At 75.1% G+C, this 13,346-nt stretch carries 12 protein-coding genes; 10 read left to right on the plus strand and 2 right to left on the minus strand.

Annotated elements, in window-relative coordinates:
- The 10 genes from DQ238_RS20485 (at position 1) to DQ238_RS20530 (ending at position 11,745) form a co-directional block, all read left to right on the plus strand.
- Positions 1 to 519: a biotin/lipoyl-containing protein gene (locus DQ238_RS20485; RefSeq protein ID WP_113783093.1), complete on the plus strand. Its 519-nt coding sequence runs from the start codon at positions 1 to 3 to the stop codon at positions 517 to 519.
- Positions 516 to 2,300: an acetyl-CoA carboxylase biotin carboxylase subunit gene (locus DQ238_RS20490; protein WP_113783094.1), complete on the plus strand. Its 1,785-nt coding sequence runs from the start codon at positions 516 to 518 to the stop codon at positions 2,298 to 2,300. The genes DQ238_RS20485 and DQ238_RS20490 overlap by 4 nt, the downstream gene beginning before the upstream one ends.
- 61 nt (positions 2,301 to 2,361) lie before the next feature.
- Positions 2,362 to 2,853 carry an SRPBCC family protein gene (locus DQ238_RS20495; RefSeq protein ID WP_113783095.1) on the plus strand — a complete coding sequence of 164 codons (492 nt, stop codon included), beginning with the start codon at positions 2,362 to 2,364 and terminating at the stop codon, positions 2,851 to 2,853.
- Positions 2,850 to 3,812, plus strand: a complete 963-nt coding sequence (locus DQ238_RS20500) for an ACP S-malonyltransferase (RefSeq protein WP_113783096.1) — start codon at positions 2,850 to 2,852, stop codon at positions 3,810 to 3,812. Before DQ238_RS20495 ends, DQ238_RS20500 begins: the two co-directional genes overlap by 4 nt.
- An 8-nt stretch (positions 3,813 to 3,820) precedes the next feature.
- The gene (locus DQ238_RS20505; RefSeq protein WP_113783097.1) at positions 3,821 to 4,255 is read left to right on the plus strand and encodes a cupin domain-containing protein; all 435 of its coding nucleotides are present in this window, start codon (positions 3,821 to 3,823) and stop codon (positions 4,253 to 4,255) included.
- A 79-nt stretch (positions 4,256 to 4,334) separates the two neighbouring features.
- Complete coding sequence (locus DQ238_RS20510; protein WP_113783098.1) at positions 4,335 to 5,630, plus strand: beta-ketoacyl synthase; 1,296 nt, start codon at positions 4,335 to 4,337, stop codon at positions 5,628 to 5,630.
- Entirely contained in the window at positions 5,627 to 7,069 is a 1,443-nt protein-coding gene (locus DQ238_RS20515; RefSeq protein WP_233496142.1) for a beta-ketoacyl synthase N-terminal-like domain-containing protein, read from the plus strand. Before DQ238_RS20510 ends, DQ238_RS20515 begins: the two co-directional genes overlap by 4 nt.
- Positions 7,066 to 7,425 carry an antibiotic biosynthesis monooxygenase gene (locus tag DQ238_RS20520; RefSeq protein WP_113783099.1) on the plus strand — a complete coding sequence of 120 codons (360 nt, stop codon included), beginning with the start codon at positions 7,066 to 7,068 and terminating at the stop codon, positions 7,423 to 7,425. Before DQ238_RS20515 ends, DQ238_RS20520 begins: the two co-directional genes overlap by 4 nt.
- Positions 7,422 to 10,340, plus strand: a complete 2,919-nt coding sequence (locus tag DQ238_RS24290; protein ID WP_113783100.1) for an FAD-dependent monooxygenase — start codon at positions 7,422 to 7,424, stop codon at positions 10,338 to 10,340. The genes DQ238_RS20520 and DQ238_RS24290 overlap by 4 nt, the downstream gene beginning before the upstream one ends.
- A gap of 130 nt (positions 10,341 to 10,470) precedes the next feature.
- The gene (locus DQ238_RS20530) at positions 10,471 to 11,745 is read left to right on the plus strand and encodes a cytochrome P450 (protein ID WP_113783101.1); all 1,275 of its coding nucleotides are present in this window, start codon (positions 10,471 to 10,473) and stop codon (positions 11,743 to 11,745) included.
- An 86-nt stretch (positions 11,746 to 11,831) separates the two neighbouring features.
- On the opposite strand, the gene DQ238_RS20535 is transcribed toward DQ238_RS20530, so the two are convergent.
- Both DQ238_RS20535 and DQ238_RS20540 read right to left on the minus strand, forming a co-directional pair.
- Positions 11,832 to 12,050 (minus strand): hypothetical protein, encoded by a 219-nt coding sequence (locus DQ238_RS20535; protein ID WP_113783102.1) that lies wholly within the window; start codon positions 12,048 to 12,050, stop codon positions 11,832 to 11,834.
- Positions 12,047 to 13,346: hypothetical protein (locus DQ238_RS20540; RefSeq protein WP_233496143.1), on the minus strand; the 1,300-nt coding region annotated here is incomplete at its 5' end. The genes DQ238_RS20535 and DQ238_RS20540, both read right to left, overlap by 4 nt.

Here is a 13,346-nt window from a genome sequence, read left to right on the forward strand (position 1 = left end):
ATGACCCCTGTCGAGCTGCCCCCCACCACGGGCAACGGCACCTCCCCGGGCCACCTCCCCACCACCGAGGAGACCGCCCAGGAGCTGCGTCGGGAGGTGGTGGAGCTCGCCCGCACCCTCCCCGGCGACCTGCGCCGGCTCACCGTCCGCAGCGGCTCGTGCGCCATCGAGGTGGAGTGGGGCGGCGGCGCCGGCGGCCCCGCCCCGGCCCGCGGCGAGGCGGCGGCGGAGTCGGTCGTGGCGGAGGGGACGACGGCGCTCGCCGGCGCCACCGCCGTCCGCGCCCCGCTGGTGGGGACGTTCTACGTGGCGCCGTCCCCGGGCGCCGACCCCTTCGTCCGCGTCGGTGACCAGGTCGAGGCCGGCCAGACCCTCGGGATCGTCGAGGCGATGAAGCTGATGAACCCGATCCTGGCCGACCAGGCCGGCGTCGTCGCCGAGATCCTCGTCGGCGACACGGAGTCGGTCGAGTACGACCAGACGCTGATGCTGCTGCTGCCTCCGGGGGCCGCGCCGTGATCTCCAAGCTGCTCATCGCCAACCGCGGGGAGATCGCCGTCCGCGTCGCCCGGGCCTGCCGCGAGCTCGGCATCGAGGTCGTGGCCGTGTACTCGACCTCGGACCGCGACTCCGCCGTCGTGGCGATGGCCGACGAGGCCGTGCACATCGGCTCCTCCGCCCCGCGCTGCAGCTACCTGCACGTGCCGAACATCGTCGAGGCCGCGCTGCGCACCGGGGCCGACGCGGTGCACCCCGGCTACGGGTTCCTCTCCGAGGACCCCGACTTCGCCGAGATCTGCGAGGCCGAGGGGCTGACCTTCGTCGGGCCGCCGCCGGCCGTCATGCAGCAGATGGGCAACAAGGCGACCGCGCGGCGGCTCATGGCCGACGCCGGCCTGCCGCTGCTGCCCGGCGTCGTCGAGCCGGTCCGCACGGTCGAGGAGGGTCGGCTGATCGCCGACGGCATCGGCTACCCGGTGATCATCAAGGCGGCCGCCGGCGGGGGCGGGCGGGGCATGACCGTCGTCCACACCGCCGAGGACTTCGCCGAGGCGTTCACCGGCACGCGCGCGGTGGCCCGGGCGGTCTTCCGGGACCCGACGGTGTACATCGAGCGCTACCTCCCGCGCGCCCGGCACGTCGAGGTGCAGATCCTCTGCGACGCCCACGGCAACGGCGTCCACCTCGGCCAGCGGGACTGCTCGCTGCAGCGGCGGCACCAGAAGCTGCTCGAGGAGGGCCCGCCGGCGCACCTGTCACCCGAGCAGCAGGCCGCCCTGGGCGCGGTCGCCGTCCAGGGCGCGCTCTCGGTGGGCTACGTCGGCGCCGGGACGATGGAGTTCCTCGTCGACGGCGCCGGGTCGGCGTACTTCATGGAGGTCAACGCCCGGATCCAGGTGGAGCACCCGGTCACCGAGCTGCTCACCGGGGTCGACCTCGTCCGTGAGCAGCTGCTGGTCGCCGGCGGGCGGCCGCTGCGCCTGCGCCAGGAGGACGTCGTCCTGCGCGGCGCGGCCATCGAGTGCCGGATCAACGCGGAGGACCCGGTCCGCGGGTTCGCGCCCGCACCCGGCCGGCTCGACGTGCTGCGCGTCCCCGACGGGCCCTGGACCCGCTTCGACTCCGGCTACCGCCAGGGCGACGAGGTCAGCCCCCACTACGACTCGCTGCTCGGCAAGCTCGTCGTCTGGGCGCCGGACCGGGCCCAGGCCATCCGGCGGATGGACCGCGCGCTGGCGGAGACGCGGGTCGACGGCCCCGGCGTGCACACCACCATCGCGCTGCACCGGGCCCTCCTGCGCGACCCCGACGTCCGGGCCGACCGCCACGACGTCCAGTTCCTCGACCGGCACCTGCCCGAGCTGCTCGACCGGGCCGCGGCCCTGGCCGCGGACCCGTCGGCGGTGCTGCCCCCGGACGACCCGGACCCCCTCGACGTCCCGGCCGGACCGGAGCAGACCGCCTCCCTGCACCTGCACACCGTCACCGACGCAACCGACGCAACCGATGGAAGGAAGCCCCCCGTGCCCGCCACCACCTTCACCCTCGACGACCTGATGGGCCTGCTCACCGAGAAGGCCGGCCTCCCCGCCACCTCGCACACCAGCGACCCGGACGCCAAGTTCGAGGACGTGGGCCTGGACTCGCTGGCCTTCCTCTCCATGCAGACCGAGCTGCAGGAGCGCTACGGCGTCGAGATGCCCGACGACAAGCCCGACCACTACACGTTCGGCGAGATCGTCGAGGTCGTGTCGTCGCAGCTGAACCAGGCCGAGCCGGCCCCGGCCGAGGCCTCCTGACCGGCACGGCGACCCGCCCGCACCCGCGCCGACCCACCACGAGCGACCCGGAGGGACCCCGATGACCCAGGCCACCCCGCAGGAGAGCCAGACCGTCGGCCACACCGACAACTCGATCGTCATCGACGCCGACATCGACTTCGTGTGGCGCATGACCAACGACCTGCAGAACTGGCCGGACCTGTTCACCGAGTACGCCTCGGTGGACATCCTCGACCACACCGGCGACACCTACCGCTTCCGGCTCACCATGCACCCGGACGAGAACGGCAAGGTGTGGAGCTGGGTGTCCGAGCGCACCCTCGACGAGGCGGCGCACCGGGTCGTGGCCCGCCGGGTCGAGCCCGGTCCGTTCGAGTTCATGGACATCGAGTGGACCTACGCGCCCGAGGGCGACGGCACCCGGATGCGCTGGGTGCAGGACTTCCGGATGCGCCCGGAGGCCCCCGTCGACACCGCCGGCATGACCCAGCGCATCAACGCCAACAGCAAGGTGCAGATGGCGGTCATCCGGGACAAGGTCCAGGACGCCGCCCAGAGGGCCCGGACGTGACCGTCGCGCCGCCACGCGGGGCCGCCGTCGTCTTCCCGGGCCAGGGGACGCCGCGCCCCGGCACGGCCGACCCGTGGCTCTCGGACGCCGCCTCCCGCGAGGTGCTCACCGAGGCCTCCGACCTGGTCGGCCGGGACGTCGCCGCGTGGTGGCGCGACCCGTTGAACCTGCACGACCCCGCCGCGGCGCAGCTGGCCGTGCTGGTCACCGGGGTGGCCGGGTTCCGCAGCCTGGCCGCCCGGGGTCTGGCGGCGGTCGGCGTCGCCGGGCACAGCCTGGGGGAGTACGCCGCCCTGGTGGCGGCCGGCGCCCTCGAGTTCGGCCCCGTGCTCGAGCTCGTGCACTGGCGGGCCGAGCTCATGGCGCTGACCCCCCGGCCGTCGTGCGCCGGCATGGCGGCGGTCGTCGGGCCGGACGCCGGCGCCGTGGCGCGCTCGGTCGTCGAGGACGTCGCCGGCGGCGGGGTGCTCGTGGTCGCCACCGTCAACGGCCCCGAGCAGGTGGTGCTCTCCGGCGGCTGCGCGGAGCTGGACCGGGCCCGGCCGGCGGTCGAGGCGGCCGGCCTGCGCTGGGTGCGCCTGCACCTGGCCGGCGCGTTCCACTCCCCCTTCATGCAACCGGTCGCCGCCCACCTGCAGGAGGCGCTGTCCGACCTGGCCTGGTCGGTCCCGGCGATCCCGGTGGTGCCCAACGTGGACGGCCGGCCCACGCGCGACCCCGAGCGGCTGGCGCTGTGCCTGCGCGAGCACCTGCTGGCGCCGGTGCAGTGGGAGGCGACCTCGCGCGCGCTCGCCGAGCTCGGCGCCACCGCGGTCCTCGAGGTCGGCGCCACCCCCACGTTGGGACCCCTCGTCCGGCAGGTCCTGCCCGACCTGCCGGTCTACCTCGTCCCCGACCCCGACTCGATGGACCCGCTCAGCCCTCCCGAGCCCGCGCTCGCGGGCACGAGCCCAGCCTGAGGAGAGACATGACCACCATCCAGCACGCGCCGTCGGTGGTGCACATCGGTCCCACCGTGTACCGCGACAGCACCCCGCCCAACCGCCGCCGGGGCGGGGACATCCGCACCCTGCTCTCCCCGGCCAGCGTCGGGGCGACGGCCGGCTTCATGGGCACGCTCACCCTGCAGCCGGGCGAGATCGTGACCGAGCACTGGCACCCGTACTCGGAGGAGTTCCTCTACTGCGTGTCGGGCGACATCCTCATCACGCTCGACGGCGAGGAGCGCCGCATGGTCGCCGAGTCGGCGGTGCACGTCCCCATCGGCGTGCGCCACCGCCTGGTCAACGACACCGACACGCCGGCGTTCTTCGTGTTCTGCCTCGGCCCGCTGGCCCCGCGCCCGGAGCTCGGCCACGTCGACACCGAGCCCTCGCCGGGGGCCACCGGCGCGGCGCAGTGAGCGCCGCGATGACGACGCGCTCGCGGGCATCGCAGGGAGCGCCAGCGACCGAGGAGCAGAACGAGTGCGGAGTCGAGCAGTGAGTGCCGACGGGCGCCGCGTCGTCGTCACCGGCATCGGGGTCGTCGCCCCCGGCTCGATCGGCCGCGAAGGCTTCTGGGACATGATCACCGCCGGGCGCACGGCGACCCGGCGGATCACGTTCTTCGACCCCAGCCGGTTCCGCTCCCAGGTGGCCGCGGAGGTCGACTTCGACCCCCGCGCGCTGGGCCTGACCGCGCACGAGGTCCACCGCAACGACCGGTTCGTGCAGTTCGCGATGGTCGCCGCGGACGAGGCGGTCGCCGACAGCGGGCTGCGCTTCGGGGTGGGCGGCGCGCCGGACGCGCCCGAGCCCGAGCGGGTCGGGGTCACCCTGGGCAGCGCCGTCGGCGCCACCATGCGGCTGGAGAACGAGTACGTCAACGTCAGCGACGCGGGCACCCACTGGCTGGTGGACCCGCGCTACGCCTCGCGGTTCCTGCACCAGGCGCTGGTGCCCAGCTGCGGCGCGACGGAGCTGGCGGTGCGCTTCCGGGCGCAGGCGCCGGCGACGGTGGTGTCCACCGGCTGCACGTCGGGCATCGACGCGGTCGGCTACGGCAGCCAGCTGATCGAGGACGGCGACGCCGACGTGGTGATCGCCGGGGCCAGCGACGCCCCCATCTCGCCGATCTCGATGGCCTGCTTCGACACCATCCGCGCGACCACCGCGAACAACGCCGACCCCGAGCACGCCTCCAAGCCCTTCGACGCCCGCCGCGACGGCTTCGTCATGGGGGAGGGCGCTGCGGTGATGGTCCTCGAGGAGCTCGAGCACGCCCGGGCCCGGGACGCCGAGATCTACTGCGAGGTCACCGGCTACGCCAACCGCTGCAACGCCTTCCACATGACCGGGCTGCGCCCGGACGGCGTGGAGATGGCCGAGGCGCTGGACCAGGCGCTCCGGCAGGGGCGGATCGACGCCGAGGAGGTCGGCTACGTCAACGCCCACGGGTCGGGGACCAAGCAGAACGACCGGCACGAGACCGCCGCGGTGAAGCTGAGCCTGGGGGAGGCCGCCTACAAGGTGCCGATGAGCTCGCTGAAGTCGATGGTCGGTCACTCCCTGGGTGCGATCGGCTCGATCGAGATCGCGGCCACCGCGCTGGCCGTGCAGCGCCAGGTGGTGCCGCCCACGGCGAACTACGAGGAGCCCGACCCCGAGTGCGACCTGGACTACGTGCCCAAGACCGCGCGCGAGTCGAAGGTCGACGTCGCCGTCTCGGTGGGCAGCGGGTTCGGCGGCTTCCAGTCGGCGATCGTGCTCGCCAAGCCCGATCGGAGGGCATCGTGACCGAGCTGGCGAGGTCGGGCAGCGAGTCGGTGACCGAGCTGGCGAGGTCGGGCAGCGAGTCGGTGACCGAGCTGGCGAGGTCGCGCAGCGAGTCGGTGACCGAGCCGACCGTGCTCAGTGAGGAGGGGGTCGCCAGCGAGGTGGTCGGCGGTCACCGCGAGACCGCGCCCACGGGTCGGGCCATCCTCGCCGGCCGGGGCGGGCGGACGACCCGGCTGCTGGTCACCGGCATCGGCGTCGTCGCGCCCAGCGGCATCGGGGTCGAGGAGCACTGGCGGTCCCTGCTGCGCGGCGAGCTGTCCGTGCGGCCGATCGAGGGATTCGACGCCTCGGTCTACGGGGTCACCATCGCCGGGCAGGTGCGCGGCTTCGTGCCCGAGGAGCACGTCGACGCGCGGCTGCTGGTGCAGACCGACCGCTGGACGTGGATGTCGCTGGCCGCGGCCACGCTCGCCGCGGAGGACGCCGGCTACATCCCGCCGGAGGAGGCCTACGCCACCTCGGTGTTCCTCGCCGCGGGCTCCGGTGGCAACGAGTTCAGCCAGCACGAGATCCAGGGGCTGTGGGCCAAGGGGCCCAAGGCGGTGGGCGCCTACCAGTCGATCGCCTGGTTCTACGCGGCCAGCACCGGGCAGATCTCCATCCGCGACGGGTGGAAGGGCCCGTCCGGCGTCGTGGTCAGCGAGAGCGCCGGCGGGCTGGACAGCATCGGCTGGGCCCGCCGGGTGGCCCGCCGCGGCACCCCCGCGGTGCTGGTCGGCGGCACCGAGGCCGGGATCTGCCCCTACGCGCTGCTGTGCCAGGTCACCAGCGGCCGGCTGTCCACCGCGTCGCGCCCGGAGGACGGCTACAAGCCCTTCGACCGGCGGGCCAACGGGCACACGATCGGCGAGGGCGGCGCCATCCTGTTGGTCGAGGAGGCCGACGCCGCCCGGGCCCGCGGCGCGCAGAAGGTGTGGGGCGAGGTCGTCGGCTACGGCGCGACGCACGACGCCCACCACCACGAGGACCCCGCGCCCGACGCCACGCAGTACGCGCGGGCCATCCGGCTCTCGCTGGCCGACGCCGGGATCGGCCCGGACGACGTCGACCTGGTCATCGCCGACGGCGCGGGCGTCCCCGAGTTGGACCGGCTGGAGGCCGAGGCCGTCACGTCGGTGTTCGGCGAGCGCGGCGTCCCGGTGACCGCCCCGTCGAGCTGGACCGGGCGGCTCATGGCCGGCGGGTCGGCGCTCAACGTCGCGACCGCGCTGCTGGCCATCCGGGACGGCGTGGTCCCCGGGGTGGGCAACCTCGACGACCCGGTCGAGGAGTACGGCCTGGACCTGGTGCGCGAGACGCGCGAGCAGGACGTCGGGGTCGTCGTCGTCCTGGCCCGGGGGTTCGGGGGGTTCAACAGCGCCCTGGTGCTGCGCCGGTACCCGGAGGAGGCGGCATGACCGCGCCGGCGACCGGGTCGGGGGGCCGGGCCGCGGTGCGGACGATCCTGCGGATGCGCACCCGCGAGGGCTGCGAGGCGCAGTTCGAGGCGGCCTGGCGCACGGCGGCCGCGGAGATCAGCCGGGTGCCCGGCAACCTCCAGCAGGAGCTGATCCGGGACGCGGACGATCCGCGCACCTTCCTGATCACCAGTGACTGGACCGACCGGGCCGCGGTCGACGGGTTCGGCCGCAGCAGTGCCCGCGAGATGCTCACCGAGGCGCTGCGCGACCTGCGCGAGGACGCGGCCCGCAACACCTACGAGGTGCTCGCGGTCGTCCCGGGCAGACAGGGCCCGGAGGAGGGGGCCGCATGACGGCGGCGCCTGGGGCCGGCGGCCGGGCGGCCGTGCGGACGTTGCTGCGGGTGCGGGCACGGGAGGGCTGCGAGGCGCAGTTCGAGGCGGCCTGGCGCACGGCGGCCGCGGAGATCAGCCGGGTGCCGGGCAACCTGCGCCAGGAGCTGATGCGCGACGAGGGCGACCCGCGCTGGTTCGCCGTCGTCAGCGACTGGACCGACCGGGCGTCGGTGGACGCCTTCGGGCGCAGTGCCGCCCGGGAACGGCTTGACGAGGCGCTGCGCGACCTGCGCGAGGACGCCTCCCGCTCGACCTTCACCGTGCTGGCGACGGTGGAGGCCGAGCGGTCCCGGCCGGTGCGCATCGACTTCTCCACCAGCGTCAAGCCGGGCGAGCAGGAGGCCTTCGAGCGCGCGTACACCACGGTCGCCCAGCGGATCGGCGACGCGCGCGGGTACGTGCGCGAGGAGCTGCTGCGCGACGCCGGCGGCCTGCGCTACCACATCTTCGCGGAGTGGGAGTCCGAGGACGACTTCGTGCAGTGGGTCGAGGACCCGTCCCACATGGCGGCCGGCGCTCCGCTGGCCCGGTGGCACTCGGTCGAGTTCCGGCGCGAGGTGCTCGAGATCCGCCAGCGGCCCGACGCGGACGCCGACTTCCCGCCGCTGCCCTCACCCGGCGGGGACGTCGAGGTGGAGCGGGTGCGCATCGACACCGCCGTCGCCGTCGAGCCCTGGGAGGCCGACGCCTTCGAGCTCGCCTACGCAGCCGCCGCGCAGCTGGCCCGCAGCGTCCCCGGCCACGCCCGCGAGGAGCTGCTGCGCGAACCCGACGGACGGCGCTACCACGTCGTCGCCGAGTGGGACTCCGAGCAGCGCTTCACCGACTGGGCGGCGGAGCCGGCGAACTGGGCCGCCGGGCCGCTGGGCCGGTGGCTGGCGCGCGGCGAGGACCGCAGGGTCTTCGCGCTGCGCGCACGACCGGTGCCGCCGTCGGCGGCCGCCGGCGCCGGGGCGGGGACGCTGCCCGGGCCCGCACACCAGCCGGCCGCCGTCGTCCCCGAGGGCGTGCCGGTGACGCCCGAGCCGGACCTGGAGGCGGTGGCCGGGCAGCCGGTGTCGGTGCCCGAGGAGGAGCTCGTGGAGCCGGCCGCCGTCATCGAGCCGGTCCCCGTCGGCACGGTGCCCAGCGCCACCGTGCAGGAGTTCGTCGAGAAGCCGGACGACGGGCACCGGCCGGCGGTTCCCGTCCCCTCGTCGCCGGCCGACGTGTCCGTGCGGCCCGGGCGCGCTCCCGACGTCCTCGTCGTCGGCGCCGGCCCGGCCGGCATGACGCACGCCATCGAGCTGGCCCGCCGCGGCGTCGCCGTCCGGGTGGTGGACAAGCGCCCGCAGATGTCCACCCAGGCGGACAAGGCGATCGGCATCCACTGCCGGACCATGGAGATCTGGGAGGAGCAGGGCATCGTCAAGGAGGCGATGGACGCCGGCATCTGGCTGTACGGCCAGACGGTGTTCGTCAACGGCCGCCAGACCCACCAGGTCGACTGGGCCGGCCTCGACGAGCTGCCCTACGCCCACCTGGGCCTGCCACAGTACGAGACCGAGCGCCTCCTGCTCGGCAGGCTGACCTCCCTCGGCGTCGACGTCGAGCGGGGGGTCGAGCTGGTCGGGTTCAGCCAGGACGACGACGGCGTCACCGCGCAGCTGCGGTCCGCCTCGGGCGAGGTGGAGACCACCCGGGCGCAGTACCTGGTCGGCTGCGACGGCGCGCACAGCGTCGTCCGCTCGGGGCTCGGGCTGTCCTTCGAGGGCGGGCTGTCGATGTTCCCGCAGCTGTTCATGCTCGGCGACGTCGACGTGGACTGGGACCTGCCGGCCGGCCACCTGGTGCGCTTCGTGCGCATCGAGGACGACGGCGCGTTCACCGGGATGCTGGTCTGCGTGCCGCTCAAGGGCCGCAACCGCTACCGGGTCGCGACCCTCGCCCCCGAGGAGCTGCAGAGGTCGATCGGCTCCGGCGTCGTGTCGGCCGGGTTCTGGAAGGAGTACCAGCCGCCGACGCTGGCCGACATCCAGGCCGCGATCGACGACCTGGGCCCGCCCGGGACGACCGCGAGCAACCTGCGCTGGTCGTCGATCTTCCGGATCAAGCACGGCATCGTCGACGCCTACCGGCGGGGGCGGGTGTTCGTCGCCGGCGACGCGGCGCACCTGCACCCCCCGGCCGGCGGGCAGGGCATGAACACCGGGATCCAGGACGCCTGGAACCTCGGCTGGAAGCTCGCCCTCGCCGTCCGCGGGCTGGCCGCCCCGGGGCTGCTGGACAGCTACGAGGCCGAGCGCCGTCCGGCCGGGAAGATGATCGTCGACCGGGCCGTGGCCATCGCGTTCACCGACGAGATGGACATGGAGGACGAGAAGGCGCAGTTCCTGCTCGAGATGCAGATGACGATGAACTACGCCGGCAGCCCGCTGGTCGGGGAGGCCGCCGACGGCGAGGCGTTTCCCGGCGGTCCGGAGCCGGGTCACCGGGCGCCCGACGTCCACGGCCTGCGGCGCTTCGGGGTCGCGCACGGGCTGCGCCTGTTCGACCTGACCCGCGGACCGCGCGCGACGCTGCTGTTCTCCGCCGACGCCGGCGTGGGGGAGGAGGAGCTGCTCGACCTGGAGAAGCTGGCCGGCACCGTCCGCGAGCGGGCGCGGGGCGAGGTCGACGTCTACCTGGTCGCGAGCCCGTCGCTGTCCCTGCCGCTGCTGGTCGACCTCCCGGTGGTCCGCGACGTCGACGGCGGCTTCCGGGCGGCCTACGGGCTGACCGGGGCGCGCACGGCGGCCTACCTCGTCCGGCCCGACGGCCACGTCGGCTTCCGCTCCCGCCCAGTGTCGGAGACCGAGCTCTGCGACCACCTGGCCGGGGTCTATGCGTCCTGAGGACAGAGCGTCCCGAGGCAGAGCGTCCCGAGGCAGAGCGTCCTGAGGGCTCCCGCCCGGCCCGGGAGGCGGCGCCCTCACCCACCGAGCCGGAGGCGGTCCCCGCCCGAACCCCACCCCTGGAGACACCATGACCCAGACCCAGTCCCGGACCTCGACCGAGACCCAGGCCGACCCGATCCCCGGCGGTGAGATCTACACCCCCGAGTTCCGCGCCGACCCCTACCCGACCTACGCCCGGCTGCGCGCCGAGAGCCCGGTGGTGCGGGTGCGCACGCCGCGCTTCGACTCCTACCTGGTCACCCGGTTCGACGACGCCCGGGCGGCGCTGTCCGACCCGCGGCTGTCCAAGGACCTCTACCGCGCGGGCGACACCTACCTGCAGGTGTTCGGGGAGAAGGCCCGGCAGATCAACACGAACATGCTCAACTCCGACCCGCCGGAGCACACCCGGCTGCGCCGGCTGGTGACCCAGGCGTTCACGCCCCGGCGCATCGAGGCCATGCGTCCCCGGATCGAGGAGATCGTCGAGGGGCTGCTGGACCGGATGGCGCCGCGGGGTCGCACCGAGTTCGTCGACGAGTTCGCCCTGCGGCTGCCGCTGGCCGTCATCGGCGACCTGCTCGGGATCCCCGAGGAGGACCACGAGGAGATCCTGGCCGGCACCCAGGTCATCCGGACCGTCGGCACCGGCGGGCGCAGCCCCCAGGAGGACCGGGCGGCGATCGGGCAGGCCCAGGAGCGGCTGCACGCCTACTTCACGGGCCTGGTGGCGGCCAAGCGTCGCGAGCCCGGCGAGGACCTGGTGAGCGCGCTGATCGCCGCCCGCGACGGGGACGGCCGGCTGTCGGAGGCGGAACTGGTCTCCACCTGCTTCCTGCTGCTGTTCGCCGGCTACCAGACCACCTCGGACTTCCTGGGCAACGCCGTGGTGGCGCTGCTGACCCACCCGGAGGAGATGGCCGAGCTGCTGGACGACCCCGACCTGGTGCCCGACGCCGTGGAGGAGCTGCTGCGCTTCGACGGCTCCGTGCCGGTGTCGAGCTTCCGGTTCGCCACCGAGGACCTCGAGCTCGGCGGCGTACCGATCCCCGCGGGCTCGATCGTCACGGTGGTGCTCAGCTCGGCCAACCACGACCCGGAGTTCCTGCCGGACGCCGACGACCTGGACCTCAGCCGCGGCGCCACCCACCACATGTCCTTCGGGCACGGCATCCACAAGTGCCTGGGCACCGCCCTGGCGCGGATGGAGGCGACCACGGCGCTGCGCCGCATCCTCGTGCGGCTGCCCGACCTCGAGCTCGACGTCCCGGTCGAGGACCTGATGTGGCTCCCGGCCGCGTCGGCGTTCCGGGGGCTGCTGGAACTGCCGTTGCGCTTCACCCCGCAGCCGGCGACGACCTGAGAGAGGACCCCTCTGCGAGCCCCTCGGTGGCCCCGTCCCGGGTCCCGCCCCGAGCTGGCGAGGGGTGGGGAGGACGGGGTCCTCTTTCAGGCCGCCGGGTCGTCGTCCGCGGGGGAGTCGGCCGGGGGACGGCGGGGGGTGGCCGCCCAGCGCAGCAGCGCGACGGCGGCCCACCCGGCGGCCAGGCACCAGGGCAGCCGGGCGACGACGTCCTCGGGGCCGAGGTCGCCGCGCAGGCCCAGGGCCAGGACGGGCAGGGCGAGCACGAACCCGACCGCGAGCACGTCCCAGCGCAGCGGGCTCATGCCCCGGGGCTCTCCAGCCGCTCGCACAGCAGCGAGGCCCAGCGGTGGGCGGTCGCCCGCGCGCCGTCGAGCAGGGCCACCGGCGTGGTGGTGCGGACGAGGACCGCGGCCGGGTCGGCGGTGAGGTCGGTGTCCTGCACGACGAGCGCGTCCACGCGGGGCAGCGCGTCGAGCCACGGGCCGACGTCCTCGGGTTTGCGGGTGGCCTCGACCACGGCCCAGACGCCGGCGGGGGCGAACACCGCCACCATCTGCTCCAGCCAGGCACCCCCGCCGGCCCGCAGCGGGACGTCGACCGCCACGATCGTCAGCGTGCTCGACCGGTCGGCCTGCTGCTTGCGCTCCAGGGCGGTGTCGATGCCGGTGATCGGGTTGCCGCGCGGGGCCAGGGCGGCCAGGTCGCCGCGGGAGGCCCAGTGCAGCTGCTCGCCGTCCAGCCGCAGCGACGCGGCCAGCGACCGGGCGGCGGCGAGGGTCTCGACGCCGGGGCCCGCCACGAGCAGCACCTCGCCCGGCCCGGCGGGCAGCGGGGGAGCAGCCGGGAGGCCGGCGGCGAGCGCGCGGGTGAGCGCCGCGTACGTGCCCAGCCGGGCCACCTCGGCGGTGAACTCCTCGCCGAGCAGCCACTCCGGCACGCCGAGCTCCAGCAGCCGGCAGACGAGCGCCTCCTCCGCCGCCTCGGCCACCGGCCCGGCGACCTCGCGGGCCGACGGCCGCTCGCGCACCGAGGTCACGACCACGGGGTCGCGGCGGCGCCAGGCGGCGGCGCGCTTGTCCACCAGGCGGGTCACCGTGGCCAGCCGCGCGTCGGCGGGCCGGTCGCAGACGCGGGCCACCTGCTGACCCGGGACCGCCGGGGGACGGCGGGTCGCCGACGGCACCGGCGGCCGCGACAGCAGCGGGGGGACGGCGAGCGCGGTGCCGGGCGCGGGCGGGGGCAGCAGGGACAGCGGCGGCAGGACCGTGGTGGCATCGGCGGGGGCGGGGTCGCTTGCGGTCGGGGCGAGCACCTCGGCCACCACCTCCCACCCGTCGGCCTCGACGGTCGCGTCGACCCAGACCGGGATCTCCGCGGTGTGCGCCTCGGCGAGGTCGTCGGCCACGTCGGCCGGCCCGGCCGCGACCGCCGGCCGCCCGGAGGAGCCGGCCAGCACGCCGCGCAGCAGCTGGGTCAGGGCGGCGTCGGAGGTGTCGCGGGCCAGGGCGGCGCGCAGCACCTCGGCGATCGCCTCCTCCCGCGAGGTGATCGGCCCGGTGCCGAGGTCGGGCTCGTGCACCCAGTCGGGCACCGGCGCC

It is taken from the genome of Geodermatophilus sp. TF02-6, assembly GCF_003319115.1.
Taxonomy (GTDB): Bacteria; Actinomycetota; Actinomycetes; order Mycobacteriales; family Geodermatophilaceae; genus Geodermatophilus.

Coding starts and splice junctions, on each gene's coding strand:
- DQ238_RS20485 (WP_113783093.1), top strand. CDS start 1: ATGACCCCTGTCGAGCTGCCCCCCACCACGGGCAACGGCACCTCCCCG.
- DQ238_RS20495 (WP_113783095.1), top strand. CDS start 2,362: ATGACCCAGGCCACCCCGCAGGAGAGCCAGACCGTCGGCCACACCGAC.
- DQ238_RS20505 (WP_113783097.1), top strand. CDS start 3,821: ATGACCACCATCCAGCACGCGCCGTCGGTGGTGCACATCGGTCCCACC.
- DQ238_RS20520 (WP_113783099.1), top strand. CDS start 7,066: ATGACCGCGCCGGCGACCGGGTCGGGGGGCCGGGCCGCGGTGCGGACG.
- DQ238_RS24290 (WP_113783100.1), top strand. CDS start 7,422: ATGACGGCGGCGCCTGGGGCCGGCGGCCGGGCGGCCGTGCGGACGTTG.
- DQ238_RS20530 (WP_113783101.1), top strand. CDS start 10,471: ATGACCCAGACCCAGTCCCGGACCTCGACCGAGACCCAGGCCGACCCG.
- DQ238_RS20535 (WP_113783102.1), bottom strand. CDS start 12,050: ATGAGCCCGCTGCGCTGGGACGTGCTCGCGGTCGGGTTCGTGCTCGCC.